The sequence below is a fragment of the Archangium gephyra genome, assembly GCF_042230915.1.
Lineage (GTDB): Bacteria > Myxococcota > Myxococcia > Myxococcales > Myxococcaceae > Archangium > Archangium gephyra_B.
The window spans coordinates 2,916,643-2,937,764 of sequence record NZ_CP102578.1 but is presented as its reverse complement, the minus strand read 5'-3'; the positions used below and the strand labels follow the sequence as shown (position 1 = coordinate 2,937,764).

Annotated in this window: 19 protein-coding genes; 11 read left to right on the top strand and 8 right to left on the bottom strand. The window is 70.3% G+C overall.

All coding sequences use genetic code 11. The features are described from left to right. Nucleotides 1-29: 29 nt before the first annotated feature. The 3 genes from NR798_RS11825 to NR798_RS11815 are packed head-to-tail and all read right to left on the bottom strand — an operon-like array spanning nt 30 to nt 4,296. Nucleotides 30-1,547 carry a response regulator gene (locus NR798_RS11825; protein ID WP_375771559.1) on the bottom strand — a complete coding sequence of 506 codons (1,518 nt, stop codon included), beginning with the start codon at nt 1,545-1,547 and terminating at the stop codon, nt 30-32. Further along, nucleotides 1,544-2,008, bottom strand: a complete 465-nt coding sequence (locus NR798_RS11820; RefSeq protein WP_375771558.1) for a response regulator — start codon at nt 2,006-2,008, stop codon at nt 1,544-1,546. Before NR798_RS11820 ends, NR798_RS11825 begins: the two co-directional genes overlap by 4 nt. After that, nucleotides 2,005-4,296: an ATP-binding protein gene (locus NR798_RS11815; protein WP_375771557.1), complete on the bottom strand. Its 2,292-nt coding sequence runs from the start codon at nt 4,294-4,296 to the stop codon at nt 2,005-2,007. Before NR798_RS11815 ends, NR798_RS11820 begins: the two co-directional genes overlap by 4 nt. 300 nt (nt 4,297-4,596) lie before the next feature. On the opposite strand from NR798_RS11815, the gene NR798_RS11810 reads away from it, so the two are divergent. The 6 genes from NR798_RS11810 to NR798_RS11785 all read left to right on the top strand — a co-directional run bounded on the left by NR798_RS11810 (nt 4,597) and on the right by NR798_RS11785 (nt 11,993). Then, on the top strand, nt 4,597-7,467 hold the full coding sequence (locus NR798_RS11810) for an ATP-binding protein (protein WP_375771556.1): 2,871 nt from the start codon (nt 4,597-4,599) through the stop codon (nt 7,465-7,467). Between the two features lie 147 nt (nt 7,468-7,614). Continuing rightward, nucleotides 7,615-9,387 (top strand): VWA domain-containing protein, encoded by a 1,773-nt coding sequence (locus NR798_RS11805; RefSeq protein WP_375771555.1) that lies wholly within the window; start codon nt 7,615-7,617, stop codon nt 9,385-9,387. Between the two features lie 16 nt (nt 9,388-9,403). Then, nucleotides 9,404-10,393: a hypothetical protein gene (locus tag NR798_RS11800; protein WP_375771554.1), complete on the top strand. Its 990-nt coding sequence runs from the start codon at nt 9,404-9,406 to the stop codon at nt 10,391-10,393. Nucleotides 10,394-10,439: 46 nt separating this feature from the next. Then, nucleotides 10,440-10,814 (top strand): hypothetical protein, encoded by a 375-nt coding sequence (locus tag NR798_RS11795; RefSeq protein WP_375771553.1) that lies wholly within the window; start codon nt 10,440-10,442, stop codon nt 10,812-10,814. A 34-nt stretch (nt 10,815-10,848) separates the two neighbouring features. Continuing rightward, complete coding sequence (locus NR798_RS11790) at nt 10,849-11,358, top strand: hypothetical protein (protein ID WP_375771552.1); 510 nt, start codon at nt 10,849-10,851, stop codon at nt 11,356-11,358. Nucleotides 11,359-11,390: 32 nt separating this feature from the next. Continuing rightward, nucleotides 11,391-11,993 (top strand): hypothetical protein, encoded by a 603-nt coding sequence (locus tag NR798_RS11785; RefSeq protein WP_375771551.1) that lies wholly within the window; start codon nt 11,391-11,393, stop codon nt 11,991-11,993. Nucleotides 11,994-12,011: 18 nt separating this feature from the next. On the opposite strand, the gene NR798_RS11780 is transcribed toward NR798_RS11785, so the two are convergent. Further along, nucleotides 12,012-14,408, bottom strand: coding sequence for a glycoside hydrolase family 31 protein (locus NR798_RS11780; RefSeq protein ID WP_375771550.1), 2,397 nt, complete (start codon nt 14,406-14,408; stop codon nt 12,012-12,014). A gap of 21 nt (nt 14,409-14,429) precedes the next feature. Here NR798_RS11780 and NR798_RS11775 point away from each other — a divergent pair, with 21 nt between their 5' ends. Further along, on the top strand, nt 14,430-14,696 hold the full coding sequence (locus tag NR798_RS11775) for a hypothetical protein (protein ID WP_375771549.1): 267 nt from the start codon (nt 14,430-14,432) through the stop codon (nt 14,694-14,696). 18 nt (nt 14,697-14,714) lie between these two features. On the opposite strand, the gene NR798_RS11770 is transcribed toward NR798_RS11775, so the two are convergent. Continuing rightward, the gene (locus NR798_RS11770) at nt 14,715-15,371 is read right to left on the bottom strand and encodes a DUF2231 domain-containing protein (RefSeq protein ID WP_375771548.1); all 657 of its coding nucleotides are present in this window, start codon (nt 15,369-15,371) and stop codon (nt 14,715-14,717) included. A 499-nt stretch (nt 15,372-15,870) separates the two neighbouring features. Here NR798_RS11770 and NR798_RS11765 point away from each other — a divergent pair, with 499 nt between their 5' ends. From NR798_RS11765 to NR798_RS11750, 4 genes are all read left to right on the top strand, one after another. Then, complete coding sequence (locus NR798_RS11765) at nt 15,871-16,362, top strand: hypothetical protein (RefSeq protein WP_375771547.1); 492 nt, start codon at nt 15,871-15,873, stop codon at nt 16,360-16,362. Nucleotides 16,363-16,447: 85 nt separating this feature from the next. Next, nucleotides 16,448-17,401 carry a DUF1684 domain-containing protein gene (locus tag NR798_RS11760; RefSeq protein ID WP_375771546.1) on the top strand — a complete coding sequence of 318 codons (954 nt, stop codon included), beginning with the start codon at nt 16,448-16,450 and terminating at the stop codon, nt 17,399-17,401. A 98-nt stretch (nt 17,402-17,499) separates the two neighbouring features. After that, on the top strand, nt 17,500-17,745 hold the full coding sequence (locus NR798_RS11755) for a hypothetical protein (RefSeq protein ID WP_375771545.1): 246 nt from the start codon (nt 17,500-17,502) through the stop codon (nt 17,743-17,745). Between the two features lie 11 nt (nt 17,746-17,756). Then, nucleotides 17,757-18,335, top strand: a complete 579-nt coding sequence (locus NR798_RS11750; protein ID WP_375771544.1) for a ThiF family adenylyltransferase — start codon at nt 17,757-17,759, stop codon at nt 18,333-18,335. 3 nt (nt 18,336-18,338) lie between these two features. Here NR798_RS11750 and NR798_RS11745 read toward each other — a convergent pair whose 3' ends face one another. The 3 genes from NR798_RS11745 to NR798_RS11735 all read right to left on the bottom strand — a co-directional run bounded on the left by NR798_RS11745 (nt 18,339) and on the right by NR798_RS11735 (nt 21,114). After that, nucleotides 18,339-18,572 (bottom strand): hypothetical protein, encoded by a 234-nt coding sequence (locus NR798_RS11745; RefSeq protein ID WP_375771543.1) that lies wholly within the window; start codon nt 18,570-18,572, stop codon nt 18,339-18,341. Between the two features lie 61 nt (nt 18,573-18,633). Then, nucleotides 18,634-19,944 carry a hypothetical protein gene (locus NR798_RS11740; RefSeq protein ID WP_375771542.1) on the bottom strand — a complete coding sequence of 437 codons (1,311 nt, stop codon included), beginning with the start codon at nt 19,942-19,944 and terminating at the stop codon, nt 18,634-18,636. A gap of 168 nt (nt 19,945-20,112) precedes the next feature. Beyond that, nucleotides 20,113-21,114 carry an MvdC/MvdD family ATP grasp protein gene (locus tag NR798_RS11735; RefSeq protein WP_375771541.1) on the bottom strand — a complete coding sequence of 334 codons (1,002 nt, stop codon included), beginning with the start codon at nt 21,112-21,114 and terminating at the stop codon, nt 20,113-20,115. Between the last annotated feature and the right edge of the window lie 8 nt (nt 21,115-21,122).

The window sequence follows — 21,122 nt, the reverse complement described above, 5'->3', positions numbered from 1 at the left end:
GCGGCACGGGCCGCCGGCCGCTCCGGGGCTCACGGGCCCAGCGCGGCCGGGGGCTTGCGGGGCAGCCGGATGCCGAAGAGCGTGCCGTCGGCGTCCGTCGAGTGCACGTGGATGCTGCCCCCGTGCGCCCGGACGATGTGGTCCACGATGAAGAGGCCGAGGCCGATGCTGCGGGCCGACCGGTCGGCCTGGGCCTGGACCGCGCCGCGCCGCATGGGCTCGAAGAGGTGGGCGAGGACGGTGGGCGGAATGGGAGGCCCCTGGTTGTGGACCTCCAGCTGCACACTGGCGGGCCCGCCGAACGTGCGCACCAGCACGGGCGTCTGCGCCGGGCTGTACTTCAGGGCGTTGGTGATGAGGTTGGTGAGCACCTGCGCCATCCGGTCCCCGTCCCACTCGCCCTCGCCGTTGCCGTCCGAGAGGACCTGCACCTCGCGCTCGGGGAAGGACATCTGGACCTCGTCCACGACGAGCCGGGTGAGGTGGTGCAGGTCCATGGGCATCCTGAGCAAGTCGATTCCTCCCCCCAACCGGGCCTTCGTGAAGTCGAGCAGGTCGCGGATCATCCGCGTCACCCGCTCCGCCGAGGACTGTATCCGCACGAGCGTCTTGAGGGCACGTTCATCCAGGTCCTCGCGGCGCAACAGGCTCGCCGTCCCCAGGGCGATGGCGGTGATGGGGTTGCGCAGGTCGTGGCTGACGATGCCGATGAGCTGCTGCTCGAACTCGGCGCGCCGCCGCTCCTCGGCCCGGGCCAGCGCCTCGTTGCGTTTCTTCTCGCTGATGTCCCGGTAGAAGACGGCGATGCCCCCATCCTGCGTGGGGTAGACGCCGACGTCCGTCCACCGGTTCAGCGGCGGGTAGTATTCCTCGAAGTGCACCGGCACCCGCTCGCGCATGACCCGATGGTACTCGCTCCAATACTTGCGGCTCGGGTCCGCGGCGTCGGGCCAGAGTTCCCAGAAGTTGCGGTCCAGGGTCTCCCGGATCGGCTTGCCCGCGAGGCGCTCCTGGCTCTTGTTGGCGAAGACGACGCGGAAGTCCTTGTCGAGGATGACCAGCGCATCGCCGTGCTCCAGCACCTCCAGGGCGAGCCGCAGCCGCTCCTCGGCGCGCCCCGCCCGCGTGCGCTGCTCGGTGAAGCGCCGGCGGATGTCTTCCTTGTCCACCGCGTTGCGCACCGCCCGGTAGAGGCTGACGGGCGTCACCTCCGACTTCACCAGGTAGTCGGATGCCCCGCTCTTGAGGGCCTGGACGGCGATGCGCTCGCTCCCCCGGCCGGTCACCATCACCACGGGCGGGGTGAGGTAGCCCTCCTCGTCCTCCAGCCGGCGGAGGAACTGCAGCCCGTTCATGCCGGGCAGATCGTAATCCAGCAGGACGCAGTCCACGGGCTCACGGGCACAGAGCGCGAGGGCCTTCTCCGCGTCCTCCTCCTCCAGGAAGCGGAAGTCGTACTCGCCCGTCTCCTCCAGGTACGTCTGGAAGACATGGCGATCCTCGGGGCTGTCCTCGACGAGGAGCACCGTCAGGGGGCGGCGGCTCATCTCGCGGCATCCTCCCGGCCCTCGCTTCCGGGGAGCACGATGTGGTCCAGCCAGAAATCCTTGAAGAGCTGAATCATTCTCTCGAACCTGGGCAGGTCCACCGGCTTGAGGAGGTAGCCGCTCGCTCCATGGGCGTAGGCGCTCTGCACGTCCTTGGGGTTGTCAGAGGTGGAGAACACCAGCACGGGGATGCTTTTGAGGTGGGGATCGTTCTTCACGTGCTCGAGCACCTGCCTGCCGTCCAGGCCGGCGAGGTTCAAGTCCAGTAGGACGAGGCCCGGGCGGGGGGCCTGCTCCGGGTCCGCGTAGCGGCCGGTCTGGTGGAGGAACTCCAGGGCCTCGTCGCCCTCGGTGCAGCGGTGGAGGGGGTTGGGGATGGACACGCGCTGGAAGGTCATCTGGAGCATGTCGAAGTCCTCGTCGTTGTCCTCCACGACGAGGATGGGCAGGCCCCGGTTCACTTGGAGCCCACCCCGGTGACGGGCTCTGCCTTCTCGCTGCCCAGGGTGAAGAAGAAAGTGGTGCCCGTGCCCGGCTGGGACTCCAGCCAGAGGCGGCCGTTGTGACGCTCGATGAGCCGCTTGACGATGGTCAGGCCCGTGCCGGTGCCGCCGCCGTACTTGTCGCGTCCATGCAGGCGCTTGAAGATGCGGAAGATGGTGTCGTGGTACTCGGGCTTGATGCCAATCCCGTTGTCGCGCACGTAATACGCGGTGCCGCCGTCAGGCGTCCCCATGGCACCGAGCTCCACGCACTTCTTCTCCTTGTCGTTGTACTTGATGGCGTTGGTGAGGAGGTTGGTGAAGACCTCGGCCATGCGCACCCGGTCACACCGGGCGGGAGGCAGGGGCCTGGGGACGCGGACCTCCACCTGGGCCTCGTCGATGCGCGGCTTGAGCACCTCCAGCACCGAGGCGAGGACGTCGTTGAGGTCCGTCTCCCGCACGGACAGCTCGGTGCGGCCCACCTGCGCGTAGTGCAGCAGCGAGTTGATGAGGCTCTCCATGCGCTGGGTGAGCCGCACCACCGTGTCCATGCGCTTGAGGTTGGTGGGGGTGAGGTTGCCGGACTGCTCGCGCAACACCAGGCTGGTGTAGTTGTGGATGCCGCGCAGCGGCTCCTTGAGGTCATGGCTGGCGGCGTAGGCGAAGGAGTCCAGCTCCACGTTGCTGCGCTCCAGCTCCATGTTGAGTTGGAGCAGCTCCTCGCTGCGCTGCAGGACGATGTCGATGACGCTCCTGCGCAGCTCCCGCGCCGCCTCCACCTCGTAGTCCTTCCAGGGCAGGGACTTGCCGCGCACCGTCTCCTTCCAGAGCGCGAAGGACTTGCGCGGGTGCAGCCGCGGCTGCTCTCCCTCGACGTCCACCGGCTTGTTCGGGTTGCCGCCCCAGTCCACCGTCTGCACCACCTCGGGGCGGAACCACAGCACGTAGTTGTGGCGGCCGCGCGACATGGAGGCCGCGATGAGGCCCGCCGCGACGTCCTTGAACTCCGCCGCCTCGGGGTAGTGGTTGGACAGGCACGCGGTGCAGTACAGCTCCTGCGGGTCCGGCTTCGCGGCGAGCCAGGCGATGAGCCCCTGGAGCTGCTCGTCGCTGGGGGCCTGCCCGATGATGGTGGTCCGGCCGTTGAAGTAGACGGCCGCGCCCGTGGCCCCGGTGAGCTCGAGCAACTCCGGCGGAGGCTGGGTGAGCCCCACGGCGAAGTCGGGGTGGCGCGTCATCCGCTCCAGCAGCCGCACCTGGATGGACCGGGCCCGGATGCGCTGGTCGTAGTGCTCGTGCCCCTCCTTGGTGACGAGGAGCGAGGACATGAACTCGCCGACGAACTCGCACGCCTTGCGCACCTCGTAGGGGACGTATCTGGCGCCCGACACGTGGGTGCAGGAGATGAGGCCCCAGAGGCGGCCCTCCTTGATGAGCGAGATGCTCATGGAGGCGGGCGCCCCCATGTTGCGCAGGTACTCCAGGTGGATGGGCGACACGCTGCGCAGCACGCAGAAGGACATGTCCAGCGGTCCCTGGCCGGCCTCCTCCGGCAGCGCGAGGATGCGCGCGGGCACGTAGTCGATGGCCGGGATGATGCGCAGCCAGTTGAGGGTGTAGAGCTCGCGCGCCTGGCGGGGGATGTCCGAGGCGGGGAACCACATGCCCAGGTACGAGTCGGCCGTCTCCAGCCGATCCTCGGCGAGCACCGCGCCGTTCCACTCCTCGTCGAAGCGGTAGGCGATGACGCGGTCGAAGCCGGTGAGCCGCCGCACCTCGCGCACGGCCTCCAGGCACAGGGCACTCAGGTCCTTCGCGTCCCGCAGGCGGGACATGGAGCTGCGCGCCTGGTGGTAGAAGCCGAAGAAGGGCAGTGCCTCCTGCTGGGGCGTGGGCTCCAGCTCGAGGATGAGGCGGCCCTGGTGCCGGTGCGCGATGCCGTTGAAGAAGTGCTCCTGGCCACCCGCGCGCGTGGTGAGCTTGAGGGGGTTGTTGTCCTCGAGCCGCTCCGAGAGCAGGCACGCGCGGATGCTCTCCGACTGGGACTCCACCAGGAGCGACGCGAGCGCCGTTCCCAGCAGCGAGCGCGCGGGCACGCCCAGCAGCGTCTCGGCGTTCTCACTGACCTGGCGGATGGTCAGCGCCGGCTCCTGGAGCACCAACAGCACGCCGTGGGGTTGGATGCCACCCGGGATGTGGATGGGCTCCTTGTCGCAATTGGTCAGGTCCACCACCTGGCCGGGCCTGGCCCCGTCGGTCTGCATCGCGCTTCCTCCACCACGGCCCACCCACCGGGAGCCACATGCCTTCCTAACCGGCTCGGCGGGCGCAACGTATCGGCCCGAGGACCAAGCTGCCCACCTGCCTTGCGCTCCGGCACCGGCTCGCACTTCGAGTGTTCATCTCCCATCAGCTCGTCCGCTCCCCTGTCATGGGACCGGCCAGGGAAACTTTCCCTGGAGCCCGAAGATCGGGCGCATACATTGCGGAGAATGTTCCCCGGCCCCAGCGAGATGCACGCGCGTGTCCACGCACACGACTGGGCCTCGACTCCGGTGGGCCCGGTGGAGACCTGGCCCCAGAGCCTGAAGGCCCTCGTCCGGACCCTCCTCTCCTCGCGCTACCCCATGGTGCTCACCTGGGGCCCGTCCTTCCTCCAGTTCTACAACGACGCCTACTCGAGGCTGATCGGCGACAAGCACCCGGCGGCCCTCGGCCTGGACATCCGCATCACCATGGCCGAGGCCTGGGACACGCTCGGGCCGATGATCCACAAGGTGATGGCCACCGGCGTGGCGAACTGGACGCCCGCCTTGATGCTGCTGCTGGAGCGCAGCGGGTACCGCGAGGAGTCCTACTTCAGCGTCTCCCACGCTCCCGCCGAGGACGACGCGGGGCGCATCGTCGGCATGCTCGCCGTCTGCAGCGAGGTGACCGAGCAGGTGCTCGGTGAGCGGCGGCTGCGGCTGCTGCGCGACTTGGCCTCCCAGGCCGGCGAGACGCGGAGCGTGGAGACCATCTGCCGCGATGTCGTCTCGGCCCTCTCCGGCCACCCGCTCGACGTGCCCTTCGCGCTCATCTACCTGCGCGATGCGGACGGAAGGACGCTCAGGCTGTGCGGCTCGGTGGGGCTGGAAGAGGAAGACGCCGCGAGCCCGCGCACGGTGGACCTGGAGAAGGACGGCGACGGCGTCTGGGGCCTGAAGCGCGCGGCGGAGGGGGAGACGCTCGTGCTGGAGGACGTCGAGCGCCGGGTGGCGTTGACGGGCGGCCCGTGGAAGGACGCGGTCCGCTCGGCGCTGGTGATGCCCATCGCCTCCTCGGCGAAGACGGCCCCGCTCGGCGTGCTGGTGGCGGGGCTGAGCCCCAACCGCGCGCTCGACGAGGGCTACCGCTCCTTCTACGAGCTGCTGGCGGGCCAGGTGTCGGTGGCGCTGCGCAATGCCCGCGCCTACGAGGAGGAGCGCCGGCGCGCCGAGGCGCTGGCGGAGCTGGACAGGGCCAAGACGGCCTTCTTCAGCAACATCAGCCACGAGTTCCGCACGCCGCTGACGCTGATGCTGGGGCCCGTGGAACATCTGCTCGCCGGGCGCGCGGGGGCCCTGCCCGAGGCCGCCCGGTCCGAGCTCGGGGTGCTCCACCGCAACGCGGGACGGCTGTTGCGGCTCGTCAACTCGCTGCTCGACTTCTCGCGCCTGGAGGCGGGGCGCATCCAGGCCAGCTACGAGCCCACCGACCTGTCCGCGCTGTCGGCGGATCTCGCGAGCAGCTTCCGCTCCGCGGTGGAGCGGGCGGGACTGAAGCTCACCGTGGACTGCCCTCCCCTGTCCCAGCCCGTCTACCTGGACCGGGACCTCTGGGAGAAGGTCGTCCTCAACCTCGTCTCCAACGCCTTCAAGTTCACCTTCAAGGGGGAGATCTCCATCCGGACACGCGAGCGCAACGGACGGGCCCTCCTCGAGGTGCGGGACACGGGGACGGGCATTCCCGCCGCGGAGCTGCCGCACATCTTCGAGCGCTTCCACCGGGTGAGGGACGTGCGCTCCCGGACATACGAGGGCACGGGCATCGGCCTGGCGCTGGTGCGGGAGCTGGTGACGCTGCACGGGGGCTCCGTGCACGTGGACAGCACCGAGGACCGGGGGACGGCGTTCACCGTGGAGCTCCCCTTCGGCACCGCGCACCTGGCGCCCGAGCGTCTCCGTGCCCCCCGGGAGCAGGAGTCCACCGCGACCGGCGTGAGCCCGTATGTCGAGGAGGCGCTGCGCTGGTCCGTGGAGGACCTCCCCGTGGTGGAAGTGTCCCACCCCGCGTCTTCCCCACCGGCCCCGGACGTGGCCCGGCCCCGGGTGCTGCTCGCGGATGACAACGCGGACATGCGCGACTACGTCCGCCGGGTGCTGGCTCCGCACTTCGAGGTGGACGCGGTGGCGGACGGACAGGCCGCCCTGGAGTCGGCACTGGGCCACCCGCCGGACCTCGTGCTCTCGGACGTGATGATGCCGCGCCTGGACGGCGTGGGCCTGCTGCGCGCGCTCCGGGCCGCCCCGCATACGAGGGATCTGCCCATCCTCCTGCTGTCGGCCCGTGCCGGCGAGGAGGCCACGCTCGAGGGCATCAGCTCCGGAGCGGACGACTACCTCGTCAAACCCTTCTCCGCCCGGGAGCTGCTCGTCCGGGTGAGGTCCACCCTCGAGCTGGTGCGCATGCGCCGGGAGGTGGCCCGGGAGCGGACTCACGTGGAGACGCTCATGGAGGCGGTGCGCGCGCGGGATGACTTCCTCTCCGCCGCCTCTCACGAGCTGAAGACGCCGCTCACCAGCTTCCAGCTCAACCTCAGTGCCATCGAGCGCGGCTTGAGCCAGGTCTCGCAGCACAATGTCGGGGACCGGCTGGACATGGCACGCCGCTCCGTGCGGCGGCTGGCGCGGCTCGTCGAGACGCTGCTGGACGTGTCGCAGCTCACCACCGGCCGCATGCAGCTCTCGTTCGCGCAGGTGGATCTGGCGTCGCTCGTTGGCAACGTGGTGGCGGACGCCGAGCTGGAGGCCCGCCGCCTGGGCACCCCGTTGACCGTGCGGCTCGAGGCCCCCGTGAAGGGCAGCTTCGACCCCAGCCGCATGGCGCAGGTGGTTCATCACCTGCTGTCCAATGCCTTGAAGTTCGGCCAGGGGCGTCCCGTGGAGGTCACCCTCCAGTCGGAGGAGAAGGGGGTGGTGCTGACCGTCGTGGACCACGGCATCGGTATTCCCGCGCCCGACCGGGCTCGCATCTTCGAGCGCTTCGAGCGGGCCGTGCCGGTGCGCAACTACGGCGGCCTGGGGCTCGGGCTCTGGGTGACGCGGCAGGTCGTGGAGGCCCACCAGGGCGCCATCCACGTCGAGGACACGCCGGGTGGTGGGGCGACCTTCCACATCCGCCTGCCGCGCAACTGAAGTCCCTCGTCAGGAACCCCGGGGCGCGTCGTCCATCCGGGCAGAACGGATACATCGCGCCCGGCCGACCCGGCCCAACACGCCAACTGACCTCCAACGTCAAACAGACGGCCAGGTCACTCGGGCGCGACTTTTTTGGAGGGGCACATGACGACGCACAACCAGACCACCCCCACGCTCCCCGAGGCCCAGCGCGGCCCGGCGGAGAAGCTCCTGGACCTCGTCCTCGGGGGCTCGGCCCACCTGTGGCACAACCGCCCGGGCCTGGACGTGAACGGCGTCTGGCATCCGGCCCAGGGCGCCAGCGCGGACCTCGTCCGCCGCTCCACCCCGGTGAAGCCCGGCCTCTTCGTGCCCTCCGCGGTGAAGCTCTACCGCCAGCTGCTGGACATCTACCGGCTCAACACGGACCTGATGGCGCACTTCGCGTCCTACGCGCTCACCCAGACGGACTGGCGTGACTTGAAGGTGGCCACGTGCGCGCTCATGCTCGTGCAGAGCCACTCCGGCCAGCCCGTGCGCGAGGACGACGGCTCCATCGCGTTCCTCGACGACGACTTCCGCGTCATCGGTGAGGCGATGATCCTCCACTACGAGCGCAAGTCCACGCGCATGCTCACGCCCAAGGCGGTGCTGCGGGTGGCCGAGCTGCTCGAGACTCCGGAGATCGCCCGCCTCAACCGCGAGGCCGGCTTCGGTGACCCCGCGTCCCGCAAGGCGCCGCTGGGCCGCTGGAAGAGCGTGGCGACGAAGTGGCTGCGGCTGCGTGAGCAGAACCTGCCCATGCTCCAGGGCCTGGTGAAGGCCGGCTACAAGGAGACGCTGAAGAGGATTGCCCGCAAGGCCGGCTACAAGCCGGTGACGCAGGCCTTCTTCGAGGTGCTCGGCTGGAAGCAGAAGCAGGCGGCCGCGGGCCACCGCTCGGTGGGCCTGGAGGGTCTCCACCTCGTCAAGCGGGAGCGCTTCGATGGGCTCTCGGAGGCGGAGATCTGCGAGTGGATCGAGCTGGAGCGCCTCTCCTACAAGGAGGTGGTGGGCCGGCTGCCCAAGGACCTGGGCCTGACGCCGGCCATCATGGCGGCGCTCTTGCCCTCGCTGTCGGACCGTGACTTGCGCATCCTGACGCCGACGCTCGAGGAGCTGGGGTTGATGACGGACCCGGCCATCCGCGGGCGGTGGGAGAAGGCGGTGCAGACGGCGACCGACCAGCGGGCGCTCCACATCGTGAAGAACGTCCGCAGCCAGGAGCTGAAGGCGAAGCTGGAGGAGGCGAGCGACAACGCGGCGAAGGCGGCGGTGGCGGAGGCGACGGCGGAGACGGACGTGAGGGTGATGTTCCTCATCGACAAGTCCGGTTCCATGGAAGGCGCCATCGAGCAGTCCAAGGAGGCGCTGTCGCGCATCCTCGCGGGCTTCCCGCTGGAGAAGCTGCACATCGCGTCGTTCGACACGATGGGCACGGTGCTCAAGCCCAAGGCGGCGAGCCGGGCGGCGGTGCAGCACATGCTGCAGGGCATCCAGGCGTCGGGCGGCACGACGCACGCGGCCGGTGTGCATGCGCTGCACCGGGCGGGAGTGCGGGTGCCGGAGGAGGCGAAGCTCATCTGCATCGTCGTGGGTGACGAGGCGGGTGAGGCGGGTGACCAGTTCGCCCGGGCCTTCCGCGAGTGCGGCTACAGCGTGGCCGCCATGGCGATGCTGGTGAGTGTGGCCAGCGCCGCCAACCGGGGCAACACCGTGCGCACGTGCGCGGGGCAGCTGAAGGTGCCGTTCAGTGAAGTGGCGGTGGACCAGTTCGAGGACCCGTACCAGGTCCCCCGGGTGCTGAAGGCGCTGATGGACGCGCCGACGGCGGTCGGGGCCAGCCAGTCTGGCTGGGTCGAGCGGGTGATGCGCACGCCGCTGTTGAAGGTGGCGTGAGAGAGGAGGGGGTGTCGTGGACTACCGGAAGTTCCTCGGGAAGGTGGAGTCGGCGGTGTTGCCCTACTTCGGTGGGGCGTCTGTCGACGCGCCCTCGCGGCGCCTCCGCGTGTCCACGCCGCCCGCTCCGGGCTGGTGGCGCTTCGACGTGCAGGGGCGCACCGCCACCGCGCGGGAGCCGGCCGGGCCGGAAGGGCTCGACGGGCTCCCGCTGATTCGTGGACATTTGTGGGGTACTCGCCTGGTGCGCGAGGGCGCGGTGGCCGAGCCGGTACAGCTTCTCCCCGAGGAGGAGCCGCCGCGCTTCTCGCCCGTGCGCGCCCGGCGCTGGCATGACGGCTCGCTCGTCTTCGAGGAGGTCGAGTTCGAGGGCGAGGCCGAGGGCACCGCACGGCTCATGCTGGAGGAGGGCCGGACGCTCGCGGAGGTGAAGGCGGTGCCGGCTTCGCTACGGGCGGCCTTTGGTTACGCGGTGCTGGAGGGCGCCTCGCGTGCGCTCGGCATCCGCTTCTCTCCGGTGGAGGTGCGGGGCCAGGTGCTATCCGTGTCCGAGGGAGGCCGTCCCGCGGCCGAGGCCCGGCTGCGGGCGCTGGTCTCCGAGCGCGAGGCGCACGTGCGGGCGGTGGAGGCGCGGTTGCTGGCGCTGGAGACGCAGCGGCGGCAGGTGGAGGAGGCGGCCCGGCTCGACGCGGAGTTGGCGCGGCTGCGGGCGCGTCCGCGTCATCTGGAGCGGCAGGCCCAGGGCGTCACGCGGGTGGAGCGGGCGCTGGAGTCGGCGGGAGCGCGGCTGCTCGACTCGCGGCGGCTGGGGAGCGAGCGGCTCGAGGTGACGTTCGGCTTCATGGGCGAGCGCTTCATCAGCATCGTGGAGGCGGACACCTTGCAGGTGGTGGACGCGGGCATCTGCCTCGCGGGGTCGGACCGGGAGGTGAACCTGGAGAGCCTGCCGTCGGTCATCCGCGAGGCCATCGAGGACGACGTGCTGGTCATCACCCGGCACGCCTGAGACTCCCCTCTCCCCCTGGGAGAGGGGCGGGGGTGAGGGTCTTCCCATGCGACTGCGCGAAGTCTGCCTGCTCATCGGCCAGGGCGGGACGGTGCTGTGGAGCGATGCCTCGGACAGCCCGGTGTGGCTGCCGGACTCGCGTGCGCGCTGGGAGGCCATCTGGCGGCTGCGCGGGGAGCTGGAGGAGATCGCTCACAGCCACCCGGTGGGTCCGCTGGGCTTCAGCACGGAGGACGAGACGACGATGGCCGCGCTCACCGAGGCACTCGGGCGGCCCGTGCGCTTCTCGGTGGTAGCGCCGGACGGCATGGTGGTGCGCGAGGACGGCAAGGACGTGCGCGTCACCGAGGAGCCCGGATGGACCGGGCGCCTGAGGGCCGAGTCCGGGATCTGCGCCATCGACGCGCGAAGACAGGTCTGACCTCCTCCGTAGAATCCCACCACGAGGAGGTCTCATGCACATCCGGCGAGCCGTCACTGCGCGTGTGGTTCTGTTGGGATTGGCGCTCCTCGGCGCCTATCAGCTTGCCTGCGTCGGCGGCCATATCCCGCCCTCCACGTTCCACTTCACCAACGTCGTGCCCTACACCGGTCCGGGACAAGGAGGGTGGAAGGTGGCGCAGGTGGTTGTCCTGCTGAACCGCATCTCCCCCAGCTTTCCTCAAAACGCCGTCTGCGAAATCGAGGTGGGTGTTCCAGAAGTGAATTTAAGAGGGCCGGTGACCGATGAATTCGCACAAGCCGCCGCTGCCAAGGCCGCGGACGAAGCCGCGCGTGTCGTCTTCCGGGAACGGCAGCCAACGGCCCTCCTCTGTCAGCAGTTCAGGGGACACATGCAGCGCATCATGACGGACCGGGACGTCGGCACCCTCCCTGGCACCAGAATCACCGGATTCCTGAGGGACGGCGTTCCCCGGAAGACGTTCCCCGAGAGTGGGGGTCCTCTCGTACCTCCAACAAGGTAGAAAAGCAGAGCGCCCACCCCACAACGGACTCCATGAAGGAGTTCCTGCTCATGAAGCCGGAACTGACAGCCGAGGCACTCGTCCAACTCGTCCACCGCTACTACCCGGCGGGCCTTCTCATCGATGAGCCTCAATACAAGGCGTCAGAACAGTCCCAGCGTTTGACAGCGCTGCTCCAAGCCAACGTGGGAGGAGCTCAGTCCTGGAAGGAGTTCATCCAGCGACTCCGTGGGGAGTTCCCCGACTCCTCCATCTGGGACATGACGGTTCCCTTGCTCGATCCCTGTTACAGTGTCCGCGTATCCCTCCCGGGATTCGTCACAGGTGATCCCCAGTACAACGGTGTCGTCTGTCTGCTGAGCCAACTCGCACCCGTGTACGCGCTCTATGCCTCGCATACAGAGGAAACGAGTCCTCCCGTGCGAAAGGCCTGGCTCCGCTTTCCGCCGTTCCCTCCCGAGTTCCAGTCCCAGGAGGCGAAGCTAGCCAGGCTCATCGAGTCCACCTTCGGCTTCACTCGCCTGCCCAACGAGGTCCTCTTCACGCCCGTACCAGACCTCGTGCCTCGGACGGCCAACTTCGGGCTCGGCGAGGCGCAGCTCATCGACTGCCTCTTCGTCCCTCACCGCTGGTGACAGTCTTCAGGCCGGGCACTACAGCCGCACCTCCAGCCGCTGCCACCCGGCGTCCACCGTCAGCTCGAGTACCCCGTCCCGCATGCGGTGCTCCCGCCCACCCACCACCTCACGCGGCGCCGGCAGCCCGTAGAGGCGCAGCGTCTCCGTGTCGCGCGCCAACGGCAGCGTGCCCTCCGTGCTCCGCTCGAGCACGAATCGCTCCCCTCCCCGCGCTCCGCGCAACCAGGTGAGCCGCGACTCGCCGTAGCCCTCGCCCGCGTCCTCGTACAGGCGCGCCTCCACCCGCTCCGCCACGTGCACGTGCCAAGTGAGCTGGGACCAGTTGGCCGAAGTGGTGTGCAACGCGGGCTCCGTCAGGGCCAGCGCGCCTCCCGCTCGCAGCCACAGTGGCACCGTGCCCAGTGGCGCCAGGGCGATGACATGCTGGCCACCCTCGACCGCCTCTTCCGGAGCGCCCAGGTTGAAGAGCGGCAGCCACCGCCCCTCGGGCAGGTACACCAGCCGCCGCGTCTGGCCCGGGCGCACCACCGGAGCCACGAGCAGGTCCTTCCCGAAGAGGTACGCATCGTCCGTGCGCAGCGCCTCCTCGTCTCCCGGCGCGTACATGACGAGCGGGCGCAGCACCGGCAGCCCCTCCACGGACGCCTCGTGCGACAGCGTGTAGAGCGTGGGCAGCAGCCGGTAGCGCCGCTCCAAGCACTCGCGCGTAAGAGAGAGGTACGGCTCGCCGAACCGCCAGGGCTCCTGCGGGGGCGTCCCCTTTCCGGAGTGGTTGCGCAGCAGCGGGTAGAAGGTGCCCGCCTGCATCCAGCGCACGAGCATCTCCCCATTCGCGCGGCCCAGAAAGCCGGGCACGTCCACTCCCGCGAAGGACACACCGGACAGGCCCAGCCCCAGCAGCATGGTGAGCGAGAGCTCCAGGTGCGCCCAGTAGCTGGAGTTGTCCCCCGTCCACATCGCCGCGTAGCGCTGGATGCCGGCCGAGCCCGCGCGCGTCAGGATGAAGGGCCTCCGCTCGGGAGCCAGCTCGCGCATGCCCTCGTACGCCGCGCGTGCCATGCCGAGCGCGTACACGTTGTGCACCTCGAGGTGGCGCCGGTGTCCATGCCGCGCGTCGTGCGGCAGCGTGGGCCCCTCCACCTTCCCCAGGTGCACCGCCGGAGCCGTGCGGATGTCGAAGGTCTCCCGGCCGTTGAGCAGCGAGAAGCAGGCCGGCTCGTTCATGTCATTCCAGAAGCCGGCGATGCCCGCTTCCAGGAAGCCCTGGTGCCAGCGGCCCCACCACCTGCGCACCTCCTCGCGGGTGAAGTCCGGGAAGGTGGCGGGCTTGGGCCACACCTCGCCCAGCAGCACGCTGCCCCGATCGTTGCGCACGAGGTAGTCCCGCGCGAGCGCCTCGTCATAAACGCCGTAGCCCGGCTCGGCCTTCACCGCCGGGTCGATGATGGTGACCAGCTTCACGCCGTGCGCGGCCGCCTCGCGCGCCAGGCCCGCGGGGTCCGGGTAGCGGGTGCGGTCCCACGTCCAGACCTTGTAGCCCTCCATGTAGTCGATATCGAGGTACACGCAGTCCAGCGGCAGGCCATGGGCCCGGTAGCCGTGGATGACGGAGCGGACATCGCCCGCGTTCTCGTAGCCCCAGCGGGACTGCTGCGCGCCCAGGCTCCACAACGGCGGCAGCGGGGGGCGCCCGGTGAGCGCGGTGTAGCGGCGCACCACGTCCCCGGGCAGCGGGCCGGCGAAGAGGTACGTGTCCAGCTCGGGCCCGGAGGACTCCCACTGCACGAGCGAGGCGTCCTCGGCGGCCACGTCCACCTCCATGCGCCACGACTCGTCGAGGAAGAAGCCCCAGGCGAGCCCCTCGCGCAGGCCCAGGCAGAAGGGAATGGACTGGTAGAGGGGATCCGTGTCCGGGTGGTGCGGCATCACGTCCGTGTTCCAGAAGACGAAGTGCATGCCGCGCTTGTCGAGCGCCCCCACCTTCTCGCCGAAACCCAGCCAGGCCTCGTCCGGTGGCGCGTGCAGGGCGAGCCGCGAGCGGAAGCGGTCGACGGGATAGTCCGGCATGACCTCGCCGGAGAAGTCCTCGCACCGGGCGAGCTCCCGGCCCGCGGCGTCGAGCAGGCGCCACGTGCCCCGGGCCAGCGACACCTCCAGCGAGAGCGCCTCCGTCACCACCACCGCCACCCCGCCCTGCTCCTCGCGGCGGACCGAGAGCGGCAGTTCCCGGTGCTCCACCACGGCCCAGGACTGCTTGGGAGGCAGCTCGCGAGGCCCGGGCGCGGTGTGCTTGAAGACCGGAAGGTGTCGCAACCGCAACACTCCGGGCAGGGGACAGCTCACCTCCAGCGCGGCACGCGGGCCCCAGAAGGTGACACGGGTGGGCTCAACGGACAGATCGGCGAAGCGCATGGTCGGGCTAGGATGGGGGACGTGAGCGCGGACAACCCTGAAGACGGCGGACGGACGGATCGCTGGCAGAGCGTGGTGATGGGAGCCTTCCGGCTCGACGAGTCCCTGGGGTCCCAGGAGGGCCCCGGCGAGGGCTCGGAAGCGGCCGCTCACGCCCTGCGCTACCTGGAGGGCCTGCTCGAGGTCTTCCCCCCGAGCGTGGATCCGCTGGAGGACTTCGAGGGCTACGCCGTGCGGCGGATGATCCTCGCCCTGCGGCGCGCCCTGGAGCAACAGGGCGGCCGCTGAGCGCTCCGGACCGCGGCGCTACACCGGACGGAGCTCGGGACGAATGTCCTCCGGCTTCACCGCGGGCTGCTCCAGCGTCTGTTCGAGGGCCGTCACGCCGAACGCGCTGGGGTCCAGCTGCTCGCGGCCGGAGAAGACCCGGCGGGCCCGGCCCAGCAGCCACCCGAGGCCCTTCACCGCATCCCGCAGCAGGCGCCCGGGCGCCTGGCGCGAGGCCAGCGAGGGGCTGAGCACGTCGAGCTCCTCGCCCTTCATGGTCAGCTCCTTCACCCCCACGCCGTGCGTGTACACCATCTCGCCGCCCAGCCAGCCGGTATAGGTGGCCAGGGCGAACGCGCCCAGCCCCACGAGGCTGGAGACGAGCGACGAGCGGTGCCCGGTGCGCCACACGGCGACGCCGAAGGCCCCCAGCACGATGCCGACGTTGCCCAGGCCGTGCAGGAACATCATGTCGCGCGAGTGCTGGTCCGCCTTCACCTCCTGCGAGGCGGCCATCCCGGCGAACCCGGCCAGCAGCCCGCTCGCCGCCGTGCTCCACCACAGCGTCCGGGCCGCGTTGTCCAGCTTCCGGTTGCCGGTGAGCGCCGCCGCCAGGTCGACGACCACCGTGGACGGCAGCAACGCCAGCGGCGCGTGGATCAACGTCGGGTGCAGCTCGTGTACGCGCATTTCCATGAAATTCCTCCCCTTCGTCTTGGGAAGCTTGGGGCGCATCGCCCGGCGGACAACCCGCCCCTCTGGACCCCTGGATGCTCCGCGCCCAGGCAGCACACGTCCGCCAGGGAGGGGCGGACGAGGAGGCGTCCTGCTTGTCGAAGCCGCTGGGAATGCGCAGACCGCGAGGCCTCCGCGCCCGGCGCCGCGTGCGCCGTCGTCCCGTCCCCGCACCTCGCGCGCCCGGCACATCCGCTCCTCGAGCACCGCGGCTCCAGCGCCGGTGGCGGCCCGAAGCAGCGGGACAGCACCGCGTCCACGCGCCGCTCCAGTCCTTCATGCGCGCGACACGAGGCCACCGCGCACCACGCGCCTTCGCGTTGCGCCTCCGCGTGCCCGAGCATCATCGCCTCACGATGCTTACGCATTTCGTCGGGTGGAGTTCACTCCGCCCATCCAACGCTTGGGCACGGAAGCACAGTGACTACGCTTGGAGCGCTCTCGAAGGAGGAGCAACCGCATGTCGCTCGAATCGCCTCGCCCGCCGCAGGAAGCGGAGCATGAGAACACCGCAGAGATGATCGCCCCCACCAACCCGCCCGGACAGGCCCCCGCGTCCTTGACGCCCACGGGCGAGGCCGGTGGCCGCCGCAAGATGGGCAAGTCGGGCCCGCCGGGGCCGGCCAGGAAGGGCCGCACCGTCGCCAAGCGCAAGCCGGAGAAGAAGCGCCCGGCGCCCGCGAAGAAGGCCGCACGCGCCAAGAACACGCGCGCCACCAGCAAGACCTTCCGCGAGAAGGCGGGCTGGGACACCGCGTCCAAGGCGGGTGGCCGCAAGCCCTCGGCGGATCAGAAGAAGGGCCCCACCAAGAAGGCCGGCCCGGCCCGGAAGACCCTGGCCAAGCGCGCCGCCGCGAAGACGGGCACCGCCGCCAAGCGCGCCCCGGCCGCCGCCAAGCGCGCTCCGGCCGCCGCCAAGCGCACCGCGAAGCGCGCCACCGGCCGCCGCTAATCCCGGAAGGACTCCACGCGCGCCTCCTCGCTCCCCCGCCTCCCAGGTGGTGGACGGCCTCTGGAGGTCTTGTCATGGTCGGGCCATGCGCATTGCACGTCTGCTGACCCTCTCGACGCTGGCGTTCGCGACCCCCACGGTTGCCGCGCCCCCGTCCAAACCCGCCATGAAGAAGCCCACCCCCGTGAAGCCCACCGACGCGAAGCCCAACGAAGAGAAGCCGTTCGACCTCGAGGCGGAGACGCGCGCCTGGCACCAGAAGCGCATCGCCAACCTCACGTCCGAAGACGGCTGGCTCAGCCTGGTGGGCCTGCACTGGCTGAAGGAGGGAGACAACCGCGTGGGCTCCTCCGAGGACAGCGATGTCGTCTTCCCCGCCGGGACGCCCGCGCACCTGGGCACCCTCACGCGCAAGGGCGGCACGGTGACGCTGACCGTCCAGCCGGGGGTCTCCCTCACCCGGGCCGACCAGCCCTTCACGGCAGGGGAGCTGGGCGCCAGCGAGGGCGAGCAGGACGTGCTCGCGCTGGGCTCGCTGCGCTTCTACCTCATCCGCCGCGGTGAGCGGCTGGGCATCCGGGTGAAGGACGCGGAGGCCCCCGCGCGCAAGCACTTCCACGGCATCCCCACCTGGCCGGTGAGCGCGGCGTGGCGCATCGAGGGCCGCTTCGAGCCCGCGGCCAACCCGCGCAAGGTGCCGGTGCCCAACGTGCTCGGCACGGTGGAGGAGATGACGTCGCCGGGCACCATCGTCTTCAAGGTGAACGGCGAGGAGTACCGGTTGGATCCGGTGCAGGAAGGCAGCACGGAACCGCTCTTCATCATCTTCGCGGACCTGACCAACCGCACCGACTCCTACGGGGCGGGACGCTTCCTGTACGCGGACCCGCCGAAGGACGGGAAGGTGGTGCTGGACTTCAACCGGGCCTACAACCCCCCGTGCGCCTTCTCGGCCTATGCGACGTGCCCGCTGCCGCCGCCGCAGAACCGGCTGAAGCTGCGCGTGGAGGCCGGCGAGAAGCGCTACGGCGACCACTGAGCGTCAGGAAGCCCCGCCCTCCCACGTCCCCAGGGCCATGAGCCCGGTCCGGGCGCCTCCCCACGAGGCCTCGGCCGGGCCGCCCAAGGAGGCGTGAGATGGCGACGCTGAACATCACCTACAACGGCCTGTCCTCGGACCTGCCCCTGGAGCTGGACGGCCAGGTGTCGGACGGGGACGTGCGGCGCATCGCGGTGGAGGTGGTGCGCTCGGGCGGGGCACCGGGGCTGCACATCGCGAACCTGCGCGAGGACGCTTTCGTCCACTACGTGGTGGACCGGTTCCGCGGCCCCCGGGGTGACGAGCGCATCTACCTGCGGCCCAAGGTGCCCTTCGGGGCGTGAGGAGGGCCGCCATGCGCATCGTCTTCTGCGGGGTGGGGGCCATCGGCTCCACGGCGGCCGTGCTGTGCCGTAACCTGGAGGCCACGCTCGTCTTCATCGACTTCGACCGGGTGGAGTCCAAGAACCTGCTCGCGCAGGCCTTCGTGAAGCCCTCGGTGGGAAAGAACAAGGCCGAGGCGCTGAAGCTCCAGCTGCTCAACCTGCACGGGGTGAAGTCCGAGGCCTTTGGCGTGCGGGTGACGCGCGACAACGTGGCGGCCCTGTGCGGGAGCGCGGACCTGCTCGTCGACTGCTTCGACAACCAGGCGAGCCGGGTGCTGCTGAGCGACTTCGCGCGCACCGCGGGCAAGCCCCTGGTGCACGGGGCGCTGGCGGCGGATGGCACCTTCGGCCTGGTGCGCTGGGACGAGCGCTTCGTCCCCGACGCCGAGGACACCGTGGGCCAGGCCACCTGCGAGGGAGGGGCCCACCTGCCCCTCATCGGCCAGCTCGGCGCCACGCTCGCGCGGGTGGTGCAGGACTTCGCGAAGCATGGCGCCCGCCGCGACGCGATGGTGAGCCTCGTCGCGGTGACGCCGACTGCTTCGTGAGCGCTACTCCCGGGCGGCTTCCTTCGAGCCCACCACCGTCATGTTCATGCCGATCTGCACCGAGAGCGGCTTGCCATCGACCGTGATGGTCATCTTGCCGTTGATGTTCCAGCCGAAGGAGCCCGTCGAGAACGCCTTCACCTCGGCGATCATCTCCTGGCCGTTGATGACTACCTTCAGCGGCTCGGCCTTCTCCTGGAACTGCTTCAGCGACACGGGGACCGGGGACTTTGCCATGGGGCGCGCACCCTACACCATAACCGCTCCAGGAGAAGGCCCTCCACGATGACCCGCTCCGCTACTGCACGGTGGGAGCAGGCGGCGGCGCGGACGTGGAGCGTGTGAACACGAGCGCCGGTGCATCCAGCACCTGCGTGTCGTGCTTCACCCGCCTGCCCAGGATGAAGTTCGGCGTGAAGGGCTCCTCGGCCACGGACGAGGCCGCATACGGCACGAGGAACTGGTTGCTCCCGTACGCCACCGCCGGGCGGAACTCGTTGGCGTACGCACCGCCCGAGATGGCGAAGCCGTCTGGATCCCTCACGTCTCCATCCTCCTCCACCCGGGCGCCCCAGATGCGGTGCGGACCCGCGCGGGTGTCGTCCCAGACGACCAGGGACTTCCAGTTGTGGTGGGCCACGCCCGGGAAGCGCTGGTCTCCCGGTGCGGTGGAGATGGGAATGCCCGCCGGGTCATCCACCTTCCCGTCCGAGCGCACGCGCGCACCGAAGATGTCCCAGTCCGAGCCGCGCATGTCGCCCCAGACCACGAGGAACCGCCGGCCGGTCCAGGTGACCGCGGGCGTGCGCTGCATGCCGGGCGCCGCCCCGATGGGGAAGGACTGCCCGAGCACGGTGCCGTCCTCCTTCACCCGGTTCCCATAGATGTCGGGCGTGTCCACCCCGCCGTGCGAGTCCGTCCAGACGACCAGGAACTCCTTCCCATTCCAGGCCACCGCCGGCTCGCCCGTCACCGTGGCGCTGGAGAGGAAGATGACGGACTCATCGAGCCGGCGCCCGTCGGGTCCAATCCGCAAGGCCCCGATGTCGCTGCCCTCGTCACTGTCGGCGGCGAAGGCGACCAGGCACACCTTCCGGGAGCAGGCGAGTCCCACGTCGCCCGCCACCTCGCCGGAGGTGATGACCTTGAAGACGGGCCCGGGCGCCGCGCCGTCCGGCTCCAACCGGACACCATCCACCCCCTCCCCCGAGTCCCAGACGACCACGAAGTCCTCGCCGTCGTACGCGACGTTGGGGTTGCTCGCGAAGAGATGCTCCGGGTGGGTGTTGAGGCGCAGGCCCTCGGGGTCCAGCAGGGTGCCGTCCGGTTTCATGCGCGCCCCGTAGATGCGCCCGTCCCGGACATCGGTCCACACCACCAGGTACTTGCCACCGCCGTACGCCACCTTCGGGCCGAGCACTGCCGTCGGCCGGGGCTCGGGCAGCGGCTCCTGCCGGGCGCGCGCGGCCTCCACCGTCGCGGCCTCCTCTCCCCGGGCCACCTGCTCCGGTCCCGGGAGCCCGGGGTCCGGCCCGCAGGCGGACACCAGCACCCCGAACAACACACCCCTCCACAGCCCCGCGAGCCGGGCCCTCATCGCTTGCCGCATGTGTGTCCCCCCTCGAATACAGGACACCCGCAAGCTCTGACTCACGCGGGGCGTCAGCAATCGTCCAGCACGGACAGGGACCCCAAGAGGCCCGCCCGGCTGAAGAGCCCCGCCGGGCGCCCCTCGCGTCCAATGCCGTTCATTCCCGGCGCTGGCGCTGCTCCGGCCTCACGGTGCCGGCAGCGGCTTGGGCCCGAGCCGGCGGGCCGCGCGTCCGGAGAGCACATCCGCCAACGCCTCGTCGATGGGCAGCCCCGGGTTGCGCATCAACCACATGAACTCGCCCGCGGGGTTCACCTCGAGGAAGACGTGCCGGCCCTCGGGCGTGACGATGAAGTCGAACGCGCCATAGTTGAGCCCCAGCGCATCCATCAAGCGCAGCACCTGCGTCTGCAACGGCCCGGGCAGCGTGTAGGGCTTCCACGCGTCGATGAGCGCCGCCCCCTCGCGGCGCCAGTCCTCCCGCGCCTTCGGCAGCGCCTGCGAGTCGATGGCCGCCGCCATCACCTTCTCCCCCACCACCGTCACGCGCAGCTCCACCGCCTTCGCCAGCCGCTCCTGGAAGGTCATCGGACACAGGTCCAGGCCCTCCAGGTCCTCCAGCTCGCCCGGCTCCAGCGGCGTGGTGAAGACCACCTGCTCCCGGCCCCGATCGTCGTAGACGGCGAAGGACGACATCATCTTCGTCACCACCCCGGCGGGGCAGCTCGCGGCGAAGGCGCGCACCGCCTCCGGGTCGTTCGTCATCAGCGTGCGCGGCACTTCCATCCCCAACGCCCGCGCCAGCTTGAGCTGCAGCGGCTTGTGCTCCGCGCGCCGGACGACCTCGAGAGCGTCCAGCTGGAACACCCCGAGCGCCGTCATCATCCCGAACACCAGGCGCCGGCTCTCCTCCACCGAGGGCTTGCGCAGCTGCTCATCCATGTCCTTGGGAATGCCCGCCCCGGTGGCGTTGCGGCGGTACCAGATGGCGGTGAGCTCCGAGAGCTCCAGCACCCCATCGGGCCCGGACAGCCGCCCTCCCCCCGCCTCGTCGAGCGAGAGCTGCAGCTGGGTGGGAAACAGGTCCGAGTCGAACCGGTAGACCCGCTCGCCGCGCGCCTCGAGGGCACGCCGCACGGCGCGGGGCGCCTCGTTGTCGTTGGAATGAGTGACGATGAGGATGGCCATGACGCTCC

Bases quoted from the DNA above. Each gene is read 5' to 3' on its own strand.
- NR798_RS11825 (WP_375771559.1), bottom strand. From the start codon at position 1,547: ATGAGCCGCCGCCCCCTGACGGTGCTCCTCGTCGAGGACAGCCCCGAG.
- NR798_RS11815 (WP_375771557.1), bottom strand. From the start codon at position 4,296: ATGCAGACCGACGGGGCCAGGCCCGGCCAGGTGGTGGACCTGACCAAT.
- NR798_RS11805 (WP_375771555.1), top strand. From the start codon at position 7,615: ATGACGACGCACAACCAGACCACCCCCACGCTCCCCGAGGCCCAGCGC.
- NR798_RS11795 (WP_375771553.1), top strand. From the start codon at position 10,440: ATGCGACTGCGCGAAGTCTGCCTGCTCATCGGCCAGGGCGGGACGGTG.
- NR798_RS11790 (WP_375771552.1), top strand. From the start codon at position 10,849: ATGCACATCCGGCGAGCCGTCACTGCGCGTGTGGTTCTGTTGGGATTG.
- NR798_RS11785 (WP_375771551.1), top strand. From the start codon at position 11,391: ATGAAGGAGTTCCTGCTCATGAAGCCGGAACTGACAGCCGAGGCACTC.
- NR798_RS11780 (WP_375771550.1), bottom strand. From the start codon at position 14,408: ATGCGCTTCGCCGATCTGTCCGTTGAGCCCACCCGTGTCACCTTCTGG.
- NR798_RS11770 (WP_375771548.1), bottom strand. From the start codon at position 15,371: ATGGAAATGCGCGTACACGAGCTGCACCCGACGTTGATCCACGCGCCG.
- NR798_RS11765 (WP_375771547.1), top strand. From the start codon at position 15,871: ATGTCGCTCGAATCGCCTCGCCCGCCGCAGGAAGCGGAGCATGAGAAC.
- NR798_RS11760 (WP_375771546.1), top strand. From the start codon at position 16,448: ATGCGCATTGCACGTCTGCTGACCCTCTCGACGCTGGCGTTCGCGACC.
- NR798_RS11755 (WP_375771545.1), top strand. From the start codon at position 17,500: ATGGCGACGCTGAACATCACCTACAACGGCCTGTCCTCGGACCTGCCC.
- NR798_RS11750 (WP_375771544.1), top strand. From the start codon at position 17,757: ATGCGCATCGTCTTCTGCGGGGTGGGGGCCATCGGCTCCACGGCGGCC.
- NR798_RS11745 (WP_375771543.1), bottom strand. From the start codon at position 18,572: ATGGCAAAGTCCCCGGTCCCCGTGTCGCTGAAGCAGTTCCAGGAGAAG.
- NR798_RS11740 (WP_375771542.1), bottom strand. From the start codon at position 19,944: ATGCGGCAAGCGATGAGGGCCCGGCTCGCGGGGCTGTGGAGGGGTGTG.
- NR798_RS11735 (WP_375771541.1), bottom strand. From the start codon at position 21,114: ATGGCCATCCTCATCGTCACTCATTCCAACGACAACGAGGCGCCCCGC.